This is a genomic window from Chlorogloeopsis sp. ULAP01 (assembly GCF_030381805.1).
Lineage (GTDB): Bacteria > Cyanobacteriota > Cyanobacteriia > Cyanobacteriales > Nostocaceae > Chlorogloeopsis.
The window spans coordinates 358,519-380,720 of record NZ_JAUDRH010000005.1; the positions used below are offsets into that span (position 1 = coordinate 358,519).

At 40.6% G+C, this 22,202-nt stretch carries 17 protein-coding genes and 1 pseudogene; 5 read left to right on the forward strand and 13 right to left on the reverse strand.

The genetic code is table 11. From position 1 onward, the window contains the following. Positions 1-525 precede the first annotated feature (525 nt). The gene (locus QUB80_RS12265; protein ID WP_289789776.1) at positions 526-1,320 is read left to right on the forward strand and encodes a Uma2 family endonuclease; all 795 of its coding nucleotides are present in this window, start codon (positions 526-528) and stop codon (positions 1,318-1,320) included. Positions 1,321-1,469: 149 nt separating this feature from the next. Here the strand turns inward: QUB80_RS12265 and QUB80_RS12270 are convergent, their stop codons facing one another. From QUB80_RS12270 to QUB80_RS12295, 6 genes are all read right to left on the reverse strand, one after another. Continuing rightward, positions 1,470-2,921 (reverse strand): hypothetical protein, encoded by a 1,452-nt coding sequence (locus tag QUB80_RS12270; RefSeq protein WP_289789777.1) that lies wholly within the window; start codon positions 2,919-2,921, stop codon positions 1,470-1,472. A gap of 3 nt (positions 2,922-2,924) precedes the next feature. Next, positions 2,925-3,074: a hypothetical protein gene (locus tag QUB80_RS12275; protein ID WP_289789778.1), complete on the reverse strand. Its 150-nt coding sequence runs from the start codon at positions 3,072-3,074 to the stop codon at positions 2,925-2,927. 107 nt (positions 3,075-3,181) lie between these two features. After that, on the reverse strand, positions 3,182-4,519 hold the full coding sequence (locus QUB80_RS12280; protein ID WP_289789779.1) for a ferredoxin reductase family protein: 1,338 nt from the start codon (positions 4,517-4,519) through the stop codon (positions 3,182-3,184). A 12-nt stretch (positions 4,520-4,531) separates the two neighbouring features. Continuing rightward, positions 4,532-5,341 (reverse strand): superoxide dismutase, encoded by an 810-nt coding sequence (locus QUB80_RS12285; protein ID WP_289789894.1) that lies wholly within the window; start codon positions 5,339-5,341, stop codon positions 4,532-4,534. 44 nt (positions 5,342-5,385) lie between these two features. Then, complete coding sequence (locus QUB80_RS12290; RefSeq protein WP_289789780.1) at positions 5,386-5,739, reverse strand: phage holin family protein; 354 nt, start codon at positions 5,737-5,739, stop codon at positions 5,386-5,388. Between the two features lie 291 nt (positions 5,740-6,030). Beyond that, positions 6,031-7,254, reverse strand: coding sequence for a PQQ-dependent sugar dehydrogenase (locus QUB80_RS12295; protein WP_289789781.1), 1,224 nt, complete (start codon positions 7,252-7,254; stop codon positions 6,031-6,033). 299 nt (positions 7,255-7,553) lie between these two features. On the opposite strand from QUB80_RS12295, the gene QUB80_RS12300 reads away from it, so the two are divergent. Then, positions 7,554-9,062, forward strand: a complete 1,509-nt coding sequence (locus tag QUB80_RS12300) for an iron uptake porin (protein ID WP_289789782.1) — start codon at positions 7,554-7,556, stop codon at positions 9,060-9,062. 245 nt (positions 9,063-9,307) lie between these two features. Here QUB80_RS12300 and QUB80_RS12305 read toward each other — a convergent pair whose 3' ends face one another. The 6 genes from QUB80_RS12305 to QUB80_RS12330 form a co-directional block, all read right to left on the reverse strand. Beyond that, entirely contained in the window at positions 9,308-10,564 is a 1,257-nt protein-coding gene (locus tag QUB80_RS12305; RefSeq protein WP_289789783.1) for a Na/Pi symporter, read from the reverse strand. 404 nt (positions 10,565-10,968) lie between these two features. Continuing rightward, positions 10,969-12,039 carry a sodium:calcium antiporter gene (locus tag QUB80_RS12310; RefSeq protein WP_289789784.1) on the reverse strand — a complete coding sequence of 357 codons (1,071 nt, stop codon included), beginning with the start codon at positions 12,037-12,039 and terminating at the stop codon, positions 10,969-10,971. Next, entirely contained in the window at positions 12,036-13,328 is a 1,293-nt protein-coding gene (locus QUB80_RS12315) for an aminotransferase class V-fold PLP-dependent enzyme (RefSeq protein ID WP_289789785.1), read from the reverse strand. Before QUB80_RS12315 ends, QUB80_RS12310 begins: the two co-directional genes overlap by 4 nt. Positions 13,329-13,500: 172 nt before the next feature. Next, a complete protein-coding gene (locus QUB80_RS12320) occupies positions 13,501-13,908 on the reverse strand; it encodes a hypothetical protein (RefSeq protein WP_289789786.1) in 408 nt (135 codons plus the stop codon). A 336-nt stretch (positions 13,909-14,244) separates the two neighbouring features. Next, positions 14,245-16,242, reverse strand: coding sequence for a ferrous iron transporter B (feoB, locus tag QUB80_RS12325; RefSeq protein ID WP_289789787.1), 1,998 nt, complete (start codon positions 16,240-16,242; stop codon positions 14,245-14,247). Positions 16,243-16,259: 17 nt separating this feature from the next. Further along, positions 16,260-16,499 (reverse strand): FeoA family protein, encoded by a 240-nt coding sequence (locus QUB80_RS12330; RefSeq protein WP_016878093.1) that lies wholly within the window; start codon positions 16,497-16,499, stop codon positions 16,260-16,262. 793 nt (positions 16,500-17,292) lie between these two features. Here QUB80_RS12330 and QUB80_RS12335 point away from each other — a divergent pair. Together QUB80_RS12335 and QUB80_RS12340 are read left to right on the forward strand one after the other, a co-directional pair. After that, positions 17,293-19,557 carry a heavy metal translocating P-type ATPase gene (locus tag QUB80_RS12335; protein ID WP_289789788.1) on the forward strand — a complete coding sequence of 755 codons (2,265 nt, stop codon included), beginning with the start codon at positions 17,293-17,295 and terminating at the stop codon, positions 19,555-19,557. Positions 19,558-19,618: 61 nt separating this feature from the next. Further along, on the forward strand, positions 19,619-20,962 hold the full coding sequence (locus tag QUB80_RS12340; RefSeq protein WP_289789789.1) for a glutamate-cysteine ligase family protein: 1,344 nt from the start codon (positions 19,619-19,621) through the stop codon (positions 20,960-20,962). Between the two features lie 22 nt (positions 20,963-20,984). Here QUB80_RS12340 and QUB80_RS12345 read toward each other — a convergent pair. After that, positions 20,985-22,061: pseudogene (locus QUB80_RS12345) on the reverse strand (hybrid sensor histidine kinase/response regulator); the annotation flags it as partial. A 5-nt stretch (positions 22,062-22,066) separates the two neighbouring features. On the opposite strand from QUB80_RS12345, the gene QUB80_RS35220 reads away from it, so the two are divergent. Further along, complete coding sequence (locus QUB80_RS35220) at positions 22,067-22,159, forward strand: hypothetical protein (protein ID WP_289789790.1); 93 nt, start codon at positions 22,067-22,069, stop codon at positions 22,157-22,159. Positions 22,160-22,202: the final 43 nt, after the last annotated feature.

The window sequence follows — 22,202 nt, forward strand, 5'->3', positions numbered from 1 at the left end:
AGTAGATTATCAAAGTTTTTTATAAAAAGACCCGGTAGTTAGCCGGGAGATTTGCACAAGAACGTATGGTGTTTATACAATACTCTTCTATTAATTTCAATATTTGCCAAAATGCCAGAATCAGGCTAACACTTTGCTAACAAAAACCCCGGCATAATGCCAGGGCAATGCTCTACGAACCAGCTTGTAACTGATTCCCTTCATCTTAAGAGTTACAACTCAAAAAACGTGCCAAATTGCCCAAATAATCAAATTTGATAGGTCTGCTAAAGAAGTAACTGATAAAGAATATTTTGTCAAATTCATAGATGCGATCGCCTTAAATTGTCACTATGATAATTTCAGTATATTCACTGAGAGTAAAAGTAATTATTCTGGAGTAATGATATAGTCACACTATCCGCACAGGGATTGATCGCAGCATTACAAGCAAGAATCACTTAAATGTGAATTTCTGAATTACGAATTACTATTACACCAACTGGCAACGATAAAATAAAAACACATCGACCAAAAGCAGTCTTTATGGCAACCCAACTCAGTCAAACTAAATCGCCCACTGAACTGGTAATCTCGTGGGAAGCGTTGCCCAACGACTTTCAATTAGAGGATGAACCAGTGGAAAATACAGGTCAGCCAATTTTGGCTGGAGCATTGCGTGAAAGTTTAGAAATCAGTGGTTTCATCCAACCTCAGATGTTGATTGCTTCCAATTTTGGTCTTTGTGCGACTGTGAACAGTCAATTTATTGTTAAAGCACCTGATTGGGTTTATGTTCCTTGTGTCAATCAAGTTTTAGCAGAACGCAAAAGTTACACACCCAATTTAGAAGGTGATGTACCTGCGGTAGTAATGGAATTTTTATCCGAAACTCAAGGAGAAGAATATTCGGTAAAACGAACCTATCCGCCAGGAAAATGGTTTTTTTACGAGCAAGTTTTGCAGGTTCCCACATATGTAATTTTTGACCCCAATGGTGGTTTATTAGAATTTTATCAACTAGAAAATAGACGCTATGAACTAAAGCAGCCAGATGAGAATGGTCGTCATTGGATTGATTCAATAGGTTTATTTTTGGGAACTTGGCAAGGAACAAAAGAAGCTCGAACTGGTTATTGGTTGCGGTGGTGGGATCAGACAGGCAATTTGTTACCATGGGCTGTGGAAGTGATTGAACAAGAACGTCAACGCGCCGAACAAGAACGTCAACGCGCCGAACAAGAACGTCAACGCGCCGAACAAGAACGTCAACAAAAAGAAAAGCTCATAGCCTATTTGCAATCTCAAGGTATTGATCCGAATAACTTGCCTGTAGATTAAATATTATCAGTCCTCCGGACAAGTCAGAGGGCAGAAGGGAAGGGATAATATTTTTAGCAAAGCCTTTGTGCCTTGTTCAATCTTGGTTTAAGACCCTCACTAAGTAAAAGATTTAGTGGTCTTTATTAGATAGGAATTCAGTGCCTTCTTCAATAGTTATTACTCTTCTTAACAAGGGAACCTGAGGGTATGTTGGAGTAGGATTTAATTCTGTAATGTAATTGCTCAGTTTCATCAAGGAGTTGTTCAATTCCAACTTCTTGAATACCTTTAACGTAATTAATTTTAATTTCTTCTAGTAAATCTATCAGTAAAGTTTGGATTTCTTGAACATTGTGTTTTTTCTGCAACTCTTTTTCTAGTGCCTCGCGAAAATTATTACCCAAGCGGGAAAGAATCTCTGCTAATACTGGATCCTCTATGACATTAACCAAGTTTTTATATGCGATTTGAGATATAGATTTTGACAAATTTTCTGTTAGCTGAGATGGTAAATGGTGCAAACCAGGAAAGTACTGCAATTGTTGCCAAGCTGGTAATTGGTTAAGAGTGGTAGTGATACTGTAGTGTAACAAGTCTTCAATATCTGGTTGCACTTTTGGAAGCACATCATAAACACTGACATTAACCAGACGGGTAGTTAGTGCATGAACTTCATTTGTATTATTTACCTGCACATAAGGTTGGCGAGACTCAGGATGAAACAACCAGGTGGTTACATCTCCACGTTGAATCGATGCCTGGATTTGATCAATAACCTGAATACCTACCATTTCTGTCAATTCTGCAGCAAAGCCGATGACGAAATCACGTTGAGCTTCCGCTCTTATGGGTTCCAGGTTTAATAAATCTGTTTGGTAAAGGCGAATGGTTACAGGAATTACTCGCAGCCATCGCCAAAATGGTAGTAACAAGAAAATATCGTACCAACGCCGTAATAGAGCTTGGAACCAACTTATCTCTGGATGTCGGCGTTTGATAAAGTAGGTACGTGTTAATAAATCGAGAGCAAATACGATTATAAATGGCAACTCAAGTAACCAAAAATAATCAACGAATTTTCCAAATCTATTCAGATCTCGATAATAATTAGTTTGAATTAAAGGGCTAATTTGAGAATTCCAAAAATTAATTTCTTGCTGCCATCCTCTATTCTGCAAGTGAGCTAAACTCCAAAAAGTTGTGAAAGCATCACGAGTAAAGTTTTCATTTGTTCTTTGTCGAAGCTCATTATTAATTTTTTCTAATATTCTGCTTTGATTTGCTGCTGCAAATGGATTATCTTCAATTATTTGCAGGCTAATTTTACGCAGTTGTGCTAGTTGATTTTTTACCTGAGGTGACTGCAATCCCGTTGCTACCACTTGTGCTTCTAAAGCTTCTACTCGGTTTAAATAATTAACAGTTTCTGGATGAGGCTTTATACCCTTAAGAGGGTCATAGAAACGAGTAAGTCCAGGAATAGTTTGTAGGTAAAAATCGCGTGCATACAAGTAGCTGGCGTTAAAAAACACTAGCACTAAATTGAGCAGGGCAATGAGCGCAATAAAACGTTCGCGACAAAGATGCTGTCTTTCAAATTGAGGTGTATACTTTGCCATTATCTAATCTGAAGAAACTGTACTTAAATTTCTATTTTCATTTACTTCTGTAGTTTCGACAGGACGGTTTTGTATCCAGGCAAACAAAGCACCACCACCAATTAAAATTAGGGTGATGCCTGTGACAATTTGAAGCATGATACTGTAACGCATAGTAATTTTTGGTTGAGCAAATTTACTACTAACTACTATATGTACGGATTTAGTAGAAATATCTCTAGATTAAGAAATATCTTCAACACAAACCCGCCACTATTCAATTAGACAAGATTGAAGTGTTCCATGTGAATGTTCGTGGGTGGAACTCCAAGATCATGCAAGGCTAATTCTACTTGATCCATCATCTTGGGTGATGCACAGATAAAGTATTGCCGTGTGGCGCGTCGTTTGGGTATGTATCGCTCTAAAAGTTCCTTGTCCACATATCCAGTTTCTCCTGACCAATCTTCGGGTGGTTCTCTGAGAACATGGATGATGTTCAGGTCTAGCTTTTTCTTCAAATCCTCTAATTCTTCGCGAAAGGTGATATCGTCCCAACTTTTACTACCATAAATTACTAAGTAGGGGCGATCATCTTTACGTTCGGCAGCAGTTACTAACATACTCATTATCGGTGTGATGCCGATACCCCCAGCAATCAAAACAAAACCGCCTGAGTCTTCATAACGATCTGTAGTAAATACTCCGTAAGGGCCATCTAGGAAAGCTTTAGTTCCAGATTTAACATCTTTGATGGTGTTGGTAAAGTCTCCCAAAGCTTTGATACTAAACTCTATCTTCTCAGCGTGTTCTCCACTTGAAGACATAGAGAATGGATGTTCTCGCATCCGAAAGGGAGAGATGTCGAGGGTAATCCAGGCAAATTGTCCGGGTTGGAAGCGAAAACCTTTATGTCCAAAAGGCCGCAATGCAAGTGTCCAAACATCACCGCGTTCGGCTCTTACTTCCTCCACCAGATAGGGCTTTTTCAGCATTAACCAGGGTTTCACCAGACGCACATAAACTAGCAACCACAGAGCCACTAGGGCGATCGCTGTCCACAATATAGCTTTCCAAAATAGCCCCAAGTAATTACCCACGCCAATAGCGTGTCCCAATCCCAAACCAACCGTTAAAACTGCCAAAATTCCATGAGAAGTTCGCCAGGGTTCGTAAGGTATCTTCAGTTGCTGTCGCCAGATGGTTGTAACAACTAGCGCTATCAACGCTAATGTTGCTGCAACAGCCATTCTAGCTCGCCACGGCGCTGTAAAAACGTTTAATAGTTGTAGCGTTTCTGGTTGGACTATAAACAAAATTAGCGGATGGATGAGAATAAATGCAAATGCTACCAATGAGATGTAGCGGTGAAACTGGAGGATTATATCAATACCGTAGGAAGCTTCTACACGATTAATACGGGCAGTGAGGGCAAATTGTAGTGCCATCATTGCCAAAGCAATGAAACCCAATGCAACTGAAAAGTCAGTCCAAAATCCTCCTGCTGTTAGTGGGGGATAGATGAGCAGAATTAATAAGGGTAAGAGGGTAATAAATAGATATGCCCCGATCCAGCCAGCTGCAATGACAACAGGGCTATGCATTAACAAACTTCTCATCGGACACCTCTTTTAACTCTGTTGGCGTGAAGCTTGGGCGCGTCTATTGATTTCCTGCCAGTTGACGACGTTCCACCAATTATTCAAATACTCAGCGCGGCGGTTTTGGTATCTGAGGTAATATGCATGTTCCCATACGTCATTACCCATGATTGGGTAAGAACCTTCCGTAATTGGGCTATCTTGATTAGGTGTACTTGTAATTTGCAGCTGTCCTTGGGGATTGCGCACCAACCAAACCCAACCACTACCAAAGCGATCGCCTCCCGCTTCATTAAACTGATTTCTAAACTCCTCAAAACTGCCAAAGGTTTGATTGATTTCTTGGGCAATTTCTCCTGTTGGTTGCCCACCACCTTGAGGACTCATAATCTGCCAGAAAATTGTATGGTTAAGGTGACCACCGCCATTATTGCGTACTGCTGTGCGGATATCTTCAGGTACACTGTTGAGATCGCGCAGTAAAGCTTCTACGCTTCGATCTTGCAGTTGTGGATATTTTTTTAAAGCTTCATTGAGATTCTCGACATAAGTTGCATGATGTCTATCATGATGCAGTTTCATTGTTTCTGCATCAATAGCTTTCTCCAGAGCATTATAGGGGTAAGGTAATGGTGGCAACTGCGCGGGATTTGTACTCAGTTGGCGATCTAGAAAAGCGATCGGGCGCGTATCTGTGATCGGTACGGTTGTTTGTATGGGAGTAGCTGTAGTGTTTGTTGGTGACTCTGCTACCTGTTGAGGTTGACAAGCAAATAAGGTAGATACTAGTAAAATTCCTGTAAAAAACCAAATAATTGGCTGTAAAACAAATGATTTCATCATATTGAATTGATTAAAAAATTACTAAAAATATTACCTTTATTTTAGGTAAATTGTGCTACCAGTCTGAGAAGAATTGAGTTAATAATTGCTAGGGCAATTGAACCTAATAAAGCACTCCAAAAACCATAACGCAAACTAAATCCTGGTACGATTGCAGCCGCTAAACCAAAGATGATGGCATTTAAAACAAAGAAGAATAATCCTATGCTCAGAATAATCAGTGGTAAAGTAAACACAGTCAGAATGGGCAGCAAAATAGCATTAAGAATACCAAAAACTATAGCGGTAATTACTGCTTTACCAAAGCCATCTATTTCAATTCCTAAAAATGGGAGTCTAGAAATAATTAAAAAGCTCACAGCAGTGACTAACAAGGTCAGGATCAGACCAGCCATAATCGTTCCTCTCTTTTTTTGAGTAGTGAGCAATTAGCTAAGGAGAATTGACACATATAACAGTCCTATTTGGGTTGTAAAATTTTCGTGAGAAGCATCATTAGTCATTAATCACTAGTTACTGGTCATTGGTAACTAATGACTAAAAACAAAATGAGGATAGTATAAACGCAATATCTTACGAATCATTCAGGACTGCTATATATTTAGTGTTGAGAGTAAATGTGAGTAAAAAGTGACGAAAATCTAGAATTGTATTAGTAATCAGTAGAAGTAATTTGACTGTGATCGCTAACGAGGTGATGGTTTTGTACCTGTGTAGGAGACGCGATAAATTACGCCGTTAGTATCATCAGCAAACAGCAGCGAACCATCTGGCGCGATCGCTAAACCAACCGGTCTACCAAACTGTGCCTTTGCATCTTTTGTCAAGAAACCTGTCACAAAGTCTTCAAACTGAGTAGGTTTGCCATTTTGAAAACGCAAACGCACGACTTTATATCCTACGGGAGGATTGCGATTCCAAGAACCCCGCATAGTAACGAAAACATCGTTGCGATACTCTGCTGGAAATTGAGAAGCGGTATAAAAAATAAAGTCTAAGGGCGCACTATGGGCTGTGTAAGTAAGCACTGGCGGTTCAGTTGTAGCACAGTATTCTTCCTTACTTTTTCCCTCTGGATTAGCTGGTAGATACACATCAGGACGACGATCGCCCCAACAAAATGGCCAACCATAATTTTTTCCCTGTTGAATCAAGTTCAATTCTTCAGGTGGCTGATCATTGCCTCGCCAATCTGAACCATGATCCATTCCCCAAAGTTCTTTTGTTTGGGGATGCCAAGCAAAGCCGATGGTATTTCGCAGCCCTTTGGCATAGATAGAGCGCTTACTGCCGTCAGGTTGGACTTGTAAAAGAGTAGCGTGTTCTTCATTGGGTTCGTCACAAGCATTGCAAGTGCTACCTACGGAAAGATAAAGCATACCATCAGGGCCAAAGCCTATGGTACGGTTAGGGTGTTGTCCGCCATCAGGTATGTCACTAATTAGAGTTTGTAGTTTGCCCTCTCTACCATTTGCAAGTAAATCAGTGGCGTATAAATGGGTATCAGTGACAAAATAAAGACGATTTTGATGAATGGTAATACCATTCACAAATTTTAGCCCTGATGCCACAGTGCGTTGTTGGTTAGCACGTCCATCTTTATTTGTGTCCCTCAGTGCTATGACATCACCTTGTTCGCGACGGGTAACATAAACTGTGCCATTGGGAGCTACTACTAAGTTACGGGGATTACCTAAGTCTTTAGCAAATACACTGATTTGAAATCCGGGAGGTAGTTGCAACTGTTGCAACAGAGATTCTTTGAACTCTAGTCGCTGGGGCGTTGCCAAGTAACCTTCCATCCGCTCGATTCTTTGTTGTTCTGGCTGTTGGGAACTGGCAGGAACAGCAAGTCCCAATGCTAAAGCACATCCAATTAAGAAATACTTTGGTTTTGTTAGTGGAATCATGGGTGTTTTCCTTCAAGTCTTGTCAACACTCAAGACTTAAATATTCAGAATTTAAGTATTTAGTTGAAGCGTGTGGAGCTGCTAGGCGTTAGATTATACCATCACTACAGCGATCGCATCTGACTAATGGAATAGTAGTTATTAATCTGGTTGAAGAACTATATCTATTGGTAGAGACAGCCAGCAGATGAAACTGAGAGAATTTGGGCGAATAAAAAAAATAAAAATATCTTGCTGGGGTGTTACAGAAATTTTCGGCGATTAGTTTCTTAGTTTTGAGTGTTATCTTTAGGATTTCCTTGCCAGTCAAGGCATCTGAATATGGGGAGAAGGATATCACACCTAATGAGCGATCGATGGCTGAAGTTACTTCGGTTTATCAGTTATCCGATGTACAACCAACAGATTGGGTTTTTGTAGCACTGCAATCTTTAATTGAGCAGTATAGTTGCATTACAAATAAACGCGATCGTACTTATCAGAGTAATCGACCTTTAACTCGTTATGAATTTGCCGTTGAGTTGAATGTTTGTATCAACGCAATTTATCAACAACAGGTAAATCAGCTTTCACAACTACCACAAGTAGATATTGCGAAAATTAAACGGCTACAAGATGAGTTTGCAATAGAGTTATTGTCTTTGCAAAATCATATGGAAGTTTTGGAAATGAAGACTGCTAACTTAAAATCCAAGCAATTTTCTACCACAACTACATTAAGCGGTTCTATTGTTGCTGTTGTTAGCGGTTTGACTGGAGATAGCGCCGATGGTAATTCCGATACCCAAATCGAATCGAATATTGCCTTGAATTATCGCGCGCGCTTAAACTTAATTACTAGCCTTACAGGCAAAGATAGATTACTAGTTCGCCTTCAGTCTTCTAACAGAGTACCAAATTTCAACGGTGCTTCTGGCACCAATATGACACGCCTTTCTTTTGAAGTAGGAAACACTAACGACAAACTAGATATAAATTTGCTGGAATATCGCTTTCCTGTTAGTGAAAGTCTTAATCTTTACCTGTTTGCTAACGCCGCATCCCATCATTACTACGCCACAGTTCTTAATCCCTATTTTGCTAGCTTTGGTGGAGCAAAAGGTTCTCCCTCCCGCTTTTTGGAACGTAATCCCATCTATCGGATTGGATTTATTAGTCCGGCTGGTGTAGCAGCAGTTTACAACGTCAACCAAGCAATTCGTTTGGATTTAGGATATTTAGCAGAAAATGCTGGCAATCTAAATGAAGGATTATTTCGGGGAACTTATAGTGCTTTGGCACAACTTTCTTTTAAACCTGCACAAAATTTAGAATTAGGTTTAACTTATCTGCGCAACTATTCTGCTGATGGAAATTTATTACATCGAACAGGTAGTAATTTTAGTAATATTCCCTTTGGTGCAAATGTACCTTTAGTATCAAATGCTTATGGTATGGAAGCTTTGTGGAGAATTGCACCCAAGATGTCTGTAAGTGGCTGGTTTGGGTATATTAATGCAGAGCGAGTTGATGGTATTGATAGTGAAGCTGATATAATTAACTATGCTGTAAATTTTGCTTTCCTTGATTTGTTTAAAGAAAGCGCCATCGGTGGCTTGGGGTTGGGAGTGCCACCTAAAGTAGTAAGTAATACAATTGCTTCTCGTGAAGATAGAGAGACGGGTTTACATTTAGAAGCGTTTTATCAATTTCCCATCACAGACAATATCACACTAATTCCTGGCATTATCTATTTGATTAACCCTAATCATAATGATAATGATGGTGATATTTTTGTTGGAACAATTAGGACTGTATTTAACTTTTAAAGAAAAGGTGATCGCACCCAATACACCTAATTCTCGTAGCCGAGACTGTGAAGGCTTTTGCTGTTGCATCTTTGTTGTATCTCTTGGGCTTTGACTATTGAACGACACGCAAACTAACTAAATAGACATAAAAACCAAACTATATAACTAAAAGCAAAATATTTATTTTTATATACAACCTATAGTGGCACTTTCTTCATTGAAGCGCCACTACAAACTAAATATGATTCTTAACACTAACTTAGTTATTGTGAGTCCTTTGTTTGTGAGTTGTGAGGTGCAGATTTACCCGTATTTTCACCATTTATATCACCCTCTTCGCGGGCTGCTTCAACTTGTTCAGGTACAGTCGGTTCATAAAAAGTTGCTACATCCCAATCTCTAGTTAACCAGATTCCTCCAAAGGGAAGGAGATAGAATATAGCTGCAATGTAAATAATGGCAGCAACTCGACTTTTTGTAACCACATCCCCAGTTTTGTTTGCCAACCAGACTGGAATTTCCCGAATTTTTTGAATTGGAAATAGAAGGATAATGGCAAAAATATCAAAAATCATGTGAACTAATGCCACCATTAAAGCAGCAGTTCCTTCTGCACCGCCATCGCTCCCTAGCGAAAGTGCTGCTAAAAGAGCAGTTGTTGAAGTGCCAATATTTGCACCCAAAAAATAGGGAAGGGCTTGTAGCGCTACTACTATACCAAGGGCGATAATCGGGACAATTACTGAGGTTGTAATACTAGAACTTTGGACGGCAATAGTAATTCCCAATCCAAACAACATTGCTTGCCACCATGAGCCAAAAAGATATTTTTTGACCTTTTCTTGTAAATCTTGATCGAGTATGACTTTGAGTGAACTAACAAGCCCTTTGAGAGAAAAATACAATAATCCAAAGGCAACAATTAAAACAATCCAACCCATTTCTTGAGTTAAACTAACAATGAAGTTAGCTATTGGATCAACAATAATATCGAGAGGACTGAATAACTCTATTGCACCTGCACCTACAAGCATATTAGTCAACTGTGTAGCTGGCCAAGATAGGATATGAGCAAAAAGTTCTAAAGGTAGGAATATTAGTGCAGCAATGATATTGAAATAATCAAGCACCATTGAGCCAGTAAATGCCCGCTTGAATTCATCTCTGTTATTATAATGACCTAAGGCAACAATGGTATTAGTCACACTGGTGCCGATATTTGCACCTAACATAATTGGAATTGCTGCTGCTGGTGTAATTGTCCCTGATGCAACAATCGCAACTGTTAAAGAAGTAGTAGTTGATGAACTTTGTATTATGGTTGTAGCTAAAATTCCTACTAAAAAGCCAGTGATTGGATTAGCAGTAGTTGCTATTAGTGTTTCTGCCGCACCTTCTCCTAATAATTCAAAACCTTCACCTAATAAATCAAGACTGGTAAAGAATAACATCAGTGCAATTGTGAGATAGAGAAAGTTCCACATCCTGCCTTGTGGTAAGATTTGCATAAGACGTTGCATAAGCTTGAATGACAAGTTTAAAATTACTGTCAACTCAACCTTATATAATAGAAAAAATTACTTGGTTAATAAAAGATTAATTAGTATTTAAACTCTTTTAAATATTGAGAAAATATACCTTTTTGTATACAATGTCACTGTTATAAATTTAAATTTTACTTCTTAAAAATAATTAATTTTGTTTCTTAAGATAGATAAATTTATTATTAATAACTTGCAAATTAATAAGTCTCATACCATATATTCTTGCGAACACACACCTAGGTGTTGTTCAAAAATCAAATATGAGTCCTATATATAGTAGTTAATGTGAAATGGGATTAAAACTACTCTATAACACAACCTAATCAACTGCTTTGAGGTGATTTATTACTTACTCTCAACTCATTAAAAAACTAGCAATATTACGTAGGTACCCCGTTATTAAATGAATAAAGTAGCAGCAAACCACCAAAGTAAATACTAATGACAATTGTAGAGTCTACTCCCATCCGATAGATAGTTTGGTTATCTCGCTCTAGTAATCCCCATAGAAAAACACAAGTAAGGACAATAGCCAAGGCAGCCATAAACATAGACGGACGATCCATTGCTGCAAAAATAGTTCCTTCACGATAGAAAATATCTGCAATGAAAAACAGAGAAACAGTAAGAGCATTGGAACCGAAAATATTAGAAATAGCTAAATCAAAAGCACCCAAGCGCACAGCACTAATAGTAGTAATCGCCTCTGGCAAGGAAGTGGCAAGGGCAAGCAAAGTTGCTCCGATAAAGCTACTTCCCATTGCTGTTTCCTCTCCAAGAGTATCTCCAATTTGCGCCAAAATCCATCCTGCTATTAAAACAAAAAAACTGTTGACAGCAAAATATAAAAAAATTTTTTTGAGCGACAATTGATGCAGTTTTTCTTGCCGTCTTTGCTCTGTTACTTCTGCTGCTGGTTGATGAGGTAAAGTTACTGCCCGCCAGTAATCTTGTCTTTCATATCTCTGGATCATATATAACGAGATTAGGTACGCACTGAATACAATTAGTGACCATAACCCAATTCCAAACAGCGATACAAATTCTCCCACAGCATTTGCAGCTAAGACTAAACCAAGCAGTGTCACGAGTATGACACCACCCAGCATTAACACTGGTTGGGGAGCAAAGAAGGTAAGCGCACCTTTTACCATTACCAGATCAATTAAGGCTAGAATAGCCATCTGCATCCCGATCTCTCCCAAGAGATTGTTCGCAGCCAGAGATGCATTACCGATCGCCGATGCTGTTGTGGTAGTCGCAATTTCTGGCAATGAGGCTGCCCCACCCAACAACAATGCACCAATAAATGCCCGCCCCCAACCAGTGCGATCGGCAATAGTATCGGCGTAGATAGATAAGCGCGCACCGCTAAAACAAACAATACCACCCGCCAACGCAAATATGACGAGGTTGATCCAAACAGGATAGTTGGCAAAATTAAACATCATGCTAAATCCCGAATGGCTCTTAGTACCTGCTCTATTTCCTGGGGCGTGTTATACACTCCTGGTGTCAGACGCGCATGAGAAGGTGAGTAAGGTGTATCGCTAGCAATGATATTGCGCTGCCGGAGTTGCCGCACTACCTGTACAGGGCTAAGATTATCCACATCAAAACAAACAATACCAGAGGAAAGGTTTTCCGAAATAGGCGTATAAAGTGTTATGTGCCGCATATTAGCTAGCCCTTCTTTTAATTGACGGCTGAGGCTATAGATGCGCTCTTGTACCCTTGATTTACCTAGTTTTTGGTGAAATCTAAAAGCCTCTGCTTGCGCCCACTGATGCTCAAAAGGTTTAAATCCGCCCGGTGTCATTCTCCCTCCCCAATCACCTGTACGCGTAAAAGTAGGAATCGTAGGTGAGATGGCTGCTTGGGATTTGGAATTACCCCAAATTATCCCAGTACCACGAGGTGCAAATAGCCATTTGTGGGTTCCTGCGGTGAAGAAATCACAATTCAAGTCGCCCATTGTTGCGTTTTCCACACCTAAACCATGCACTCCATCAACAAATAAAAGTACGCGATCGCTTGGAGTGCGATTGGCATTAATTTCTGCTAATCTATCAGCAATCCGACGCACGGGAACTTTCAAGCCAGTGCTGGAATGCACCCATGTTGCTGTTACTAAGCGGGTTTCTGAACGAATAGCATTAGTAAGCGTATCGGCAATTTCAGCTTCTGAAACCTTTTGAATATTTTGGTAGAGAGGTATTTCTCGAACCTTCGCTCCTGCACGTGCCGCCTTGTAGCGTAATGACTCATGGGTGGAGTAATAGTCAAATTCGGTAGTCAGCATCTCCTGATTTTCACGGATTTGCAAACCGTTAATGATTAGTGCGGTTCCCATGGTAGTGCTGTCGGTAAGGGCAATATCGCTAGATTTTGCACCCATATAGTTTGCGGCTGCATTCCGAACTTCTTGCGTAAGTTGGGAATTATTCTGTTCTAAATAAAGTGCTGGGTTTTGATTTAACTCGCGTTGATGCTTTTCTATTACCTCTTGAACTGGTACTGGATGTGAAGTTAGCAGTAAACCCGCCATATGGATGTAATTTGGATCTAAATTGAATTGAGCGCGTACTTTTTCCCAATCATCCCCGCTCCCCGATCCAGCTTGCATCGCTGTTGTATCAGTTGCCATTAACTTGTTTGTGCAGCTGGCAACACTTAATAAAGCACTAGAAGCTACTCCTAAACCTGAGTAAATAAGAAAATCTCTGCGGTGTAAAGACATTTATATCCTTTCGCAAATAACCATGAAAATGGCGCATGGAACTGCTACGGCAATCCTAAATAATTCATAAATTAAAAAAGTTACTAGTTAATAGTTAATAGCTAATGGCTAATAGCTATTAGCAGCCTCCACAATATTTTTATCTTTCATGGGAATTTCTGGTAATTACAAATTAGTTAGGCTTTTTATTAGAAAATCTGGAAAACCAGGCAGGTTTTATTTTATTTTGGGGATGATAGTCAAGACAATTCTTTGCTTCTTCTGTTAAAGCAATAGTAGGATTGACCGCACACTTAATATATTTGTTATTTGAAAAGTAACGGCAGTTTTGACAAGAATGTTGTTGTAAATTATTTAGCCGATTAAACTGATGAAAGAGCTTGAGTTTATGAGAAACAATCACTCCTGCCATTGCTAAAAATATGATAGGGGCGACAATTAGTGCCGGATCGGGAGTAGATGTGACATTTAAATTCTCTCTATTAAGTACTTCTCCATTAGGCTGCTCTACACTCAAGTTTGCTTGGGCTAGCTTTGTTTCCTTCGATGTAATTTGTCCTAAAAGGTTATTAAAAGACATATCATTACCCTCTCGCTCATAAGTAATTATTTGCTGTTATTTTGGTGAATTGTGATAAAAAAATGCTTATAGTAGCGAGGTATATTTAAAACCAAGGCTTGTAGACTAATTGGGATAAAACTATAAAAAGTTCCATCTACACTCAGTCTGGAAAATGAATGTGAATAAAAAGTGACGGCAATACATTAATTGTGTTGCCGTAAAGTTTTGAGTAGCTAAAAAGAAGATATGAGTGTCGCAGTATCTACAACCTTCCCAGGTTAGAATTCTGCAATCTATAGTTGCGATCGCTAATTGTTTCAGTCCAAACAATTAGCTGTAATGATACTTACTTTACTAACTCAACCCTAGTAATCTCGCTCCTTGATAAAACAGTGTACTCACCACCCACGCCCAGATCAGCCCATAGGTAACTGAGACAAGGGTAAACCGGATACTCTTAGATTCGCTGCGGATAGTAGCGACTGTTGCCAAACAAGGGGTGTAAAGCAGACAAAAGAGCATGAAACTGTAAGCTTGAATTGGTGAAATTGTCTGAGCTAGGGTTGCCTGAACAGCATTAGGATCGGTGAGATTGTAAATGGTTGCTAGAGAACCCACTAAAATTTCCTTGGCAATGAACCCAAAAATCAAAGCAACAGTTAACTCCTTGGGTATGCCAGCCGGATTTAGAACAGGGGCGAAAAACTCTCCAATGCGAGTAGCATAGCTGACGTTCTCGTTGCCTGGTAAATGGGTTAGCAACCAGACGCCTAACACACCGATCGCCACCAATCCACCTGCTCGCTGCAAGAATGCTTGCACTGCATCCCAACCCGTAACCATGCCAACCAAAAGTGGGATGGTAACTACCATTCCAACCGGGTTTGCCGTACCTTGAGGTAGATTGCTCAACAGCCAAACACCAGCCACCCCTGCTGTAATAAATCCTGTCGCCCGTTGCAGGAAATGCTTCAATTCACCCCATCCTCGCAGCAAGATTTGCTGGAGTGTGGGAAAGCGATAGGGAGGTAGTTCAATCACAAATGGCTCCCGGTTTTGAAAATGCCCTTTCATTATTAATCCAGTTAGTAGTGCTACCAGGAAACTGAACAAGTAAAGTGAGAACAGCACTAATGGCCCCCAAGTGCGATCAAACAGAGCATCGATGATAAACACAAATACTGTTAACCGTGCCGAACAGAGGGCAAAGGGAACGATCAGAATTGTTAACAAGCGTAATGCCCGCGATCGCATCACTCGCGTTCCCATGATTGCTGGGATATTACACCCAAACCCCATAACCAGCAACACAAAACTGCGTCCATCCATGCCAAAGCGATACATCAAGGAATCCATCATGTAGGCTGCTCTGGAGAAGTAACCGCTATCTTCCACTATTGCCATCATGAAGAAAAATGTGATGACTAAGGGAATAAATGATGCCACCGTAGCTAATCCACCATAAAGCCCATCTACCAGAAAGCCCCGCCAAAACTCTGATAAATTGACTGTCACCGGAGCAATGGCTACCTCCTGCAACCATCCAGTTATCGCATCGGCTACATCCTGTAATGGCAATCCCACCAGCCAAACAAACTCAAACATCAAATAAATAGACAGGAAGAACAACGGTAGCCCTAGTAGCGGATGCAGCAACACTGCATCTAGGCGTTCCGTCAAAGTCTTGAACAAGCGCGAGGGCATTTCCACCGTGTCTGCTAGAACTTCCTGAATTTGCGATTCTGGTATCGAGGGATGGGTTTCTATCTGGCGCTTTAGTTCTTTGGGAGCAATGGGAACTCGTTCTTGTGCTAATTCCTGAGTGATTTTGTGGAGGGCGATCGCATAGCCACTACCATACTTAGCACTCACTAGTACCACAGGCATTTCTAGCTTTTCTGCTAGTTTGTGCTCATCTATTTTGATGCCAAAATGTCTAGCCTCATCTGCCATGTTCAGAATAACTACAGCTGTCATTCCCAGGGCTTTCACTTGCAAGGGTAGACGAATCTGGCGATCAATCTGAGCAGCATTAAGAATTACTAATACCAAATCTACTGGATAGGTTTCAAAAAAGCTTTGCACGACTCGCTCATCTTCAGAATAACCCTCCAAGTCATAGATTCCTGGCAGATCAACGAACTCCACCTTTTGTCCGTCTAGTTCGACTTCTGCCTCCAGCAAGTCAACTGTCACACCAGGCCAATTACCTACAAAGGCTCCTGCCTTAGTAATACGATTAAACAATGTGGATTTACCTACATTGGGCATCCCCATGACAGCGACTCGCTTTACTCCAGGCTTCGATGTCAGCGAGGCGATTCCTGAATTAGAACTATGACAATGTGCCATTCCACACCTCTTTTTTCTCAGTCCTGTACGTTCACAATAATTCCATCTGCTTCATGCCGCCGCATTGCCACTTCTGTAGTTAATCCCACTCGCACGTGTAGTGGCCCATTCAACCATGCTTTGCGCAGTACCTTTACCTGCTGTCCAATTTTGAAGCCCATTGCTTCTAGTCGTCTCAACAACCCAGGTTCGTTCGCGTCTATGGAAGCGATGGTAGCTGTTTTGCCGGGTTTCAGCACCGATAGTTTCACACTCATGGCATTTTTTGTTCACAAACAAATCAATGATGGGATGTTTCACTGGCAACATTAAGCTGACTGTGGTACTTAATCTAAATACCATTAAGAATTAATAGCAATAAATACCGTAATTACAAATTCATTTGTCTATATTGAACATTCCTCAAAGCAGCATTTGTTTTCATGTTTTCTGTTTCCCCAACCCCGTTCCCTTTTATTAATTAGTGTTATTATTTACTTTTGTTTTCTCCGCTGATTCAGTTATGCCAAGGCTTGTATAAATATCTATGTAAAAGTATGTAAAAATATTATGATTGACAAATCCTATTCATTTAATAAATTGTGCAAATTGCTAAAGTAAGAGTATTTAGATTTACCTTAAATTTATTTGCATACCAGCCATAAACGTGCTTTGCTTTAATTGCTATCAGGCAAAACAAGGCTAGGATAATTATCAATTTAGTAAACAAGCTTTTAGGTTAGCTGAGAATAATTTTTAATATAGTTGAGTTTGGATGCAAAAAATCTGAATTTTTTATTAAAAAATGTTTTTTACTATTACATTACAAACCGAAAATACTCTGAGAATAGAGAGCGCTAATTTTGGGAAAAAGCGTCTGTAAATGCTTCTATCTTTAAAAATGATTGCATTTAATAGAAATTAATTACTAACACTATTAAATAGATTTATATTCACAGTTGCGTGCTTTCTCTCCTCATGCCGTGAATTAGTTAGTCAGTGGAATATTTAAATCCATAACGGATAAATTCTCAGCCATCAAATCACCGCAAAACAGCCAGGGAAATGATAATGACGATCGCCTCCAAGTCAAAAACAAGTAAGCTAGCAACCCTTCAGAAGCCACAAATCAATGCTGGAATCAATTATCATATAGTACATACAATTCCAGGACGGGTGAGATTTCGGGTTCCCTTGCTAGCCGAGAACCCTAACTATACTGATAACTTGCTTCATTTACTGGAATCAGATAGCCGGGTGATTGGAGTACGCTTAAATCGGCAAGCAGCTTCGATTGCCGTAAGTTATCAACTGTCTCGTGATTTTGCTGAAAATCACTTAATGCAAGCATATCTAGTGCGCCTGATTCAAGAGGCAAGAGAAAAGAAAATTCAAAATCCCAAGCCAAAAACAAAGAATAAAGAAGCTAATGAACTGAGAATGCCTGCTTTTGCTGCTATTTTGGCTTTACTAAGCTTGGGTTATCCAATCCCCAGAGCAATCATTGCTGCAATGGTGGCACTTGCCGCTTTACCCATCACTAAACGTGCTTACACTAGCATCATTAAAGAACGAAAATTAAATATAGATTGCTTGGATTTGATTGCGATCGCCTTAACTTCTGCCCAAGGTAATTTACTAACGCCAGCTTTGGTAATGACACTGCATGAAGTTGGAGATAAAATCCGCGATCGCACAGCACGAGTCACCCACAACCGCGCCGCAGATTTACTCGAAGCTTTAGGGCATTATGCTTGGGTAGAACAACCAAATGGACAGAAAAAACACATTCAAGCAACAGAAGTTAAGCCTAAAGATATAGTCATTGTTTATCCGGGTGAGCAAATTCCCGTTGACGGTAAAATCCTACATGGTAAAGCTTTGATCGACCAGCAAAAACTTACTGGTGAATCTATGCCAGTTGTGCGTAAGTCAGGACAATCGGTTTATGCCTCAACCTTAGTCCGTGAAGGAGAAATTTACATCATAGCCGAACGTGTGGGCATTGCTACCCGTGCCGGAGCAAGTATCGAGTTAGTGCAACAGGCTCCTGTTCACGATACAAGAATGGAGAATTATGCCGCCACCGTTGCTGACAAAGCTATTATACCTGCATTAATATTTGCTAGCATTGTCTTCGCTGCCACCCGTAATCCTGCAAGAGCCGCATCTATCCTCACTCTTGACTTTGTCACTGGGATTCGCGTTTCTGTGCCTACAACTTTCTTGGCAGCATTGCATCATGCCACCAGACATGGAGTTCTGATTCGTAGCGGACACACTTTAGAAAAATTGGCACAGGTAGATACCTTAGTATTTGATAAGACAGGCACCTTAACCAAAGGAGATATCGAGGTTGTGCAGGTGGAAACAGTCGCAGGAAGAATGTCTGCACGTAAAGTGTTAGAACTAGCAGCCGCCGCCGAACAACGCCTTACTCACCCTGTTGCTGAAGCAGTGATACGTTACGCTGAAAAACAAGGTGTAGAAATTCTGCCGCGCCGGGAATGGACGTATGAAATTGGTTTGGGTGTGCAGGCTGAGATTGATGGCAAACAAGTTGTAGTGGGGAGCGATCGCTTTTTACATCAGTGTGGCATTCCCCTCGACTGTCTTTATGAACCACATTCTTGCAACGAAGCAGATTGCCCTTATCACCTCAATTGCCGCATTTCTGCCCATGATTCTTTGCTGTATGTTGGAGTTGCTCGCGAATTTCAAGGAGTAATTTCTTACACAGATCCACTCCGTTTAGAAAGCTCGGCAGTCATCCAAAAACTGCAAACAGTATACGGTATGGAAATTCATCTGTTAACAGGAGATAGTCAACAAAGGGCGATCGCTGTTGCCCGCGAACTTGGCATTCCTTTGTCGAGAGTTCACGCCGAGGCATTTCCAGAACAAAAAGCCGAAATTATACGTAAGTTACATGAATCGGGTAAAACAGTGGCATTTACGGGTGATGGCTTAAATGATTCCGTGGCTCTTTCTTATGCTGATGTTTCCATCTCCTTTGGTGGTGGTTCTGAGGTAGCAAGGGAAACAGCTGATGTTGTACTGATGGATGATAACTTAACCAGTTTTTTAGAGGCTATTGCAATTGCCCGCCAAACCAAAGCAGTAATTCAGCAAAATATCGGTTTAGCAGTAATTCCTAACCTAGCAGCTTTGGGATTAGCTACAACAGTAGGATTACATCCACTAGCAGCTACAGTTGTTCACAATGGTTCGGCGATCGCTGCTGGATTAAATGGTTTGCGTCCCCTGATGCACCAAGATCCACCGAGAATTAAAAGAGGGACAGGGGACAGGATTGCGGTAAATCCCCATAATTAAAATTAGAGTTGTATAAGAACTTATTTTTTCGAGACATATAGTGCGAGAAAAAGAGGTTTAGATGGGTGTAGCAAAGCGTCGTATCGGCCTTGAGCAAGAGTTTTTTCTAGTAGATGAGATTGGTTATCTTAGCAATCTTGCTGATGAGTTTTTGCAGGGTTGTCACTTAATGGCGCAAGCACAAGGTTTAAATCCAAATTACTTTGTGCCGGAGTTCGTCAAAAGTATAGTAGAAATTAACACACCTCCTGCCGATACTGGTACAGAACTAGCAAGAGAATATCTCAAAAATCTCAAATTGGCACTTGCTGTGGCGCGACAGATGAATTTACGGCTTTACCCTCTGTCTAGCTATCCTTTGCATATTATGCCAGTGATGCGCGATCGCCCAAATTACCATATCCAAGCGCGGACTATTGGCTATGATAAATTTTTGCACGCCGGGAAATGTACTGGTACACACCTGCATTTGGAAGTCCCACCTGGAGTAATTGATCCTCGTGTTGCAGTATCTTACAACTCGACATCAGCACAGCGAGAGGAACTACTAAATATCTACAATTTAGCTACAGCTTGCGACTCAGTACTTATTTCCCTAACGCGGGCGTGTCCCTTTTATGAAGGAGGTGCGATCGGGCTAGCCTCGCACACAATTCGTTATCGAGGTAGCGAAATCTTTGGCTGGGAAGGTGTTTATACTCATTTACAGCCTGTGGGCGGACTCATGCCTTATGCTGAGTGTGTGGAGGATTTAGTTGAACAGCAATTTGCTCGTTACTATGCTTGGTTACAAGCAATGGAAAAAGCTGGAATTGAACCTCATCTGTTTCTAGAAGCGGGAGGAAGTTTACTCAAGTCAGCTTGGAATCCAGTCCGACTCAACAAACTTGGTACCGTAGAAATAAGGTGTATAGATAGTAACTATCCAACGGTAATTTTAGCTGTAATTGTACTGCTTGAGAATGCGGCGAATCGAGTTAGGCGCGATCATTTAACAGTTAAACCAGCTAAAGAAATGCAGACATTTGAATTAGTAGGTGATCGCCTTTATGTACCAGATTTTGAATATCTGAATGGTGAATTACTCTATACCTCAGCTACAGAGGGAGTCAAAAACCCCAAAGTCAAGGCTTACGTCGATTCAATTTTGCAGTTTGCGATGGAGGAGGCGATCGCAGATGGTGGCGAAGGAGCGAATTTTTTGGCAAAACTGAGCCAAGACCTTGATCGCTATCAGACAATAGAAGCGACTATATTGCAAGAGTTTACTCCGACAACTGCTCAACTGAGCTTAGATGCTGGTTTGCGTTTAGTGCGTGAGTGTTGTGACAAGCTAGAAGCACAGGTTTCATGGATAGACACACAAACTCCCTTAGCAGCGTTGGATGCTATTGACCTACTTTGAATTGATCTTTAATACCAATTTTTTAAGGTACACTTAAGACTTCTTTAATAGTGTCCAATAATTCCTTAATCGTGTAAGGTTTTGGTAAAAATGCTTGCACATGAATACTACTAGCTTCTAAAAGCTTGTGATTGGAAGTAAGCCCGCTGATGACAATAATTTTGACAGAAGGATTGATTTGTTGCAGAATGCGAATAGCTTGAAACCCATCTATCGACGGCATTTGTATATTTATCAACACTAAGGTGATTTCATTTTGATGTTGGGCATAGAGTGAGAAGGCTCCAGTCCCATCACTGGCAATCAGAACTCTGTAATTGAAATCTTCTAGCGAGGTTTTGGTAATCTCTCGAATGTATGCTTCGTCATCCACAACTAGAATTAATTCGCCGTTTCCTCTCACCATCTGTGAGTCATCAGTTTCCTGTGTTGCCGATGTGTCAATGGCGCTCAAGAACAGCTTAAATTGGCTGCCTTTGCCCACCTTACTATATACTTTGACAAAACCACCGTGGTTTTTGATAATACCAATTAAAGTGGAAAGCGCCAATCCTGTACCTTTACCCGGTTCTTTGGTTGTGACAAAGGGTTCAAAAATTCGCTCTCATAACTCTTGTGACATACCGCATCCTGTATCCGATACGGTGATCAGCACGTAGTTACCCTCTTTTGCCTCCAAATTCATCCTGGCATAGTTTTCATCCACGTGGAAATTTTGAGCAGAAATACTGAGAGTTCCCCCATTAGGCATAGCATCACGAGCATTTACACACAGGTTCATCAACACCTGATGTATTTGCGTGGGATCTGCCAAAACTGTCCAAAGATTTGATGTTGGTATATGAATGCAGATTTCAATTGATTTAGGAAATGTACTTTTGACAACCTGCTCAATTTCTTTTAACAGGTGTCTTGGTTGGAGAGGAACGCGCTTTCCTTCTGCTCCCCGTGCAAACGCTGTAATTTGCTTGACGAGATCTGCACCACGTTTAGAATTATCTTCTAAGATTGTCAGCAGTTGCCGATTTTTTTCGTCCAGATTGGGAAATTTAAGTGGCAGCAGTTGAGCTACTGTCAAAATGGGCGTGAGTATGTTATTCGTTCATGGCGCTGCTGGTGATTCCCGATTTAAAATTGAGCGATCGCGGGTTGTTTAGTGGCAAAGATTTCCAGTTTGTTTCTCTGTGGATTAAGTGATACCAAGTCCGGTTAATCAGTTATCATTAGAATTTCTCCCTCC